This is a genomic window from Roseburia sp. 1XD42-69 (assembly GCF_003612565.1).
GTDB lineage: Bacteria > Bacillota > Clostridia > Lachnospirales > Lachnospiraceae > Roseburia_B.
Map to the genome: position 1 here is coordinate 1 of NZ_RAZG01000172.1, position 2,362 is coordinate 2,362.

1 protein-coding gene and 1 other annotated feature are annotated in these 2,362 nt (G+C 35.9%); the gene reads right to left on the reverse strand.

Annotated elements, in window-relative coordinates:
* Nucleotides 1-124: 124 nt before the first annotated feature.
* Nucleotides 125-1,753: a methionine--tRNA ligase gene (gene metG, locus D7Y06_RS24790; protein ID WP_120410137.1), complete on the reverse strand. Its 1,629-nt coding sequence runs from the start codon at nucleotides 1,751-1,753 to the stop codon at nucleotides 125-127.
* Nucleotides 1,754-1,881: 128 nt separating this feature from the next.
* Nucleotides 1,882-2,140, reverse strand: a binding site (T-box leader).
* Nucleotides 2,141-2,362 lie beyond the last annotated feature (222 nt).

Genomic DNA, 2,362 nt, shown 5'->3' on the forward strand with positions numbered 1-2,362 from the left:
AAATACTCTTACATATCTAATTCTTATCAGGAAAGTCTAAAGTTCATAGACACAAGATTTTTTACAGCCTCAAGCAGAGATAAAGGGGCAAGATAAATCGCCCCTTGTCTTCAATTTCTTTCAGCTATAAAATTGTCTTTAATTTTTCTGTTTCTTCTTCAATTACTTTCTTATCAATCCTATGAAACAATATTTCAACCTCTGGGAGCAAATAGCCACTTTCAACATGCTGCCTTTTCCATTTATTACTTAAGTTTAACCATTTCAATACTTTTTCCGAAGAAAACGGTAAAAAAGGAGAAAGCAAAACTGCTAAGTTTGCTATCATCTGCACACATTGATAAAGTGTATTATCGCAAGCGACTTTATTAGTATTTCGTGTAATCCAAGGCTCCTCTGCATCAAAAAACTTATTCGCATTTCTTATAAAATCAAAAATCTCATTAATTGCATCCTTAAAATATCCACTTTTTATAAGCTTTCCTACAGCGATATACAGATTATCTATTTGATTATTTAATTCAATAGTATTACTTCCTTGTGGAACCACACCATCACAATACTTTTCTATAAACGCCAATGTTCGATTTACGAAATTTCCATATGCCCCAAGCAATTCGCCATTATGGCTATGGACATATTCTCTCCATGAGAAATCTGCATCCTTTTTCTCCGGTCCATTTGCAATAAAAAAATATCGAATAGAATCAGTTTCATAATGATCCAATAAATCCTTTACCCATATTGCATAATTCTGACTTGTAGATATTTTCCTGCCTTCCAAAGTTAAATACTCACTGGACACAATCTGGTCCGGTAAATGCCATGCTTCTCCATTCCCAAGTAATAGTGCCGGTAATATAATCGTATGGAATGGAATATTATCCTTTCCATGCACATAATAATGCTTGGCGTTTTCTCCCCATAACTCAGAAAATGCATTGGTATTCCCTCCAGCAGCAACTCTGCTTGCGGATAGATAACCTAATACATTTTCCGCCCATATATAAATTGTTTTATTTTCATACCCATCCTTAGGTACGCTTATTCCCCATTCCAAATCTCTGGTTAGTGCCCGGTCTCTTAGTCCTTCGTTAATATATCGCTTTGTAAATGCAATTGCATTTTTTCGCCACTCGGGATGATTTGCAACCAGTGCTTCTAACTCTGGCTGCAGCTTTGAAATAGCAATGTATAAATGGGTAGAGTTCTTGAAACCAATCGGTTTCCCACATACAGAACATTTCGGTTCTATAAGAGTTTCCGGCTCTAAAACTGCTCCACATGAATCACATTGATCGCCTTTGGTATCACTTCCGCATTTAGGGCATTTTCCTAATATGAAACGATCTGCCAAAAAAGTTTTGCAGCTTTCACAATAAGCCTGTGGAACTTCTTTTTCATACACGTATGGACTTTCATACAATTTTTTATGAAAATCTCTCACGAAATCTTTATGCTCATTTGCAGATGTTTTAATATAGGCGTCATAACTAAATCCCAACCTTTCAAAGCACTCTGCAAATTCCCTATGATAAAAGTCACTGACCTCCTGCGGTGTTTTGTTTTCTTGTTTTGCCCTGATTGCTACAGGAGTACCATGACAATCACTTCCCGAAACAAAATATACCTTATCTCCTATTGCTCTATGATATCTTGCCAATACATCTCCCGGTAATAATCCTGCAATATGTCCTATGTGCAATGAACCATTTGCATATGGCCATGCACCGCCAATTAATATTTGTTTCATTTTACATACCTCATTTCTTTTCAATTTTGTAGTGATAACTTTGTTTCTTTTGCTGTTCATTTACAACATGTTTTCTGGTTCGTTGCATTTTTGTACTAAAAAAGCCCTCCTCTCTGAAAAATTTCTTTTTCAGGGACGAGAGCATTCGCTTCGTGTTACCACCCTAAATTCACTTATATCTCACGATATAAGCCTTATCAACTACGGACGAGAAATGATTCATCGATAGTCTATCACTATAACGGGTGAACCCGTCGCAGCCTTGGCATAACAGCTTCGGTACGCAGCTCCGAGACCATTTTCAGTAGTTCCTTTTGTGCCTGTTCTCACCTTACCAGACTCTCTGTAACATATCTAACTACTTACTCTTCTCTTCATAGCCTTTGATAGATATTGTGCTATTATACAGCAAATTAATATATGTGTCAACAATTATTTTTCAAATCTTTTACTCTATGAAATATTAAAATTTTCATCATGTTGCATTTTTTGTTGTCGTCTGGACGGGTCTTCGACACTTGTCAGAAATATAAAACACTACAAACCGCAGAAATGCGGGCTTTTTTATGTCAAATTTTATTTATTTTTATGTTGTATGGCGTTGTTTTA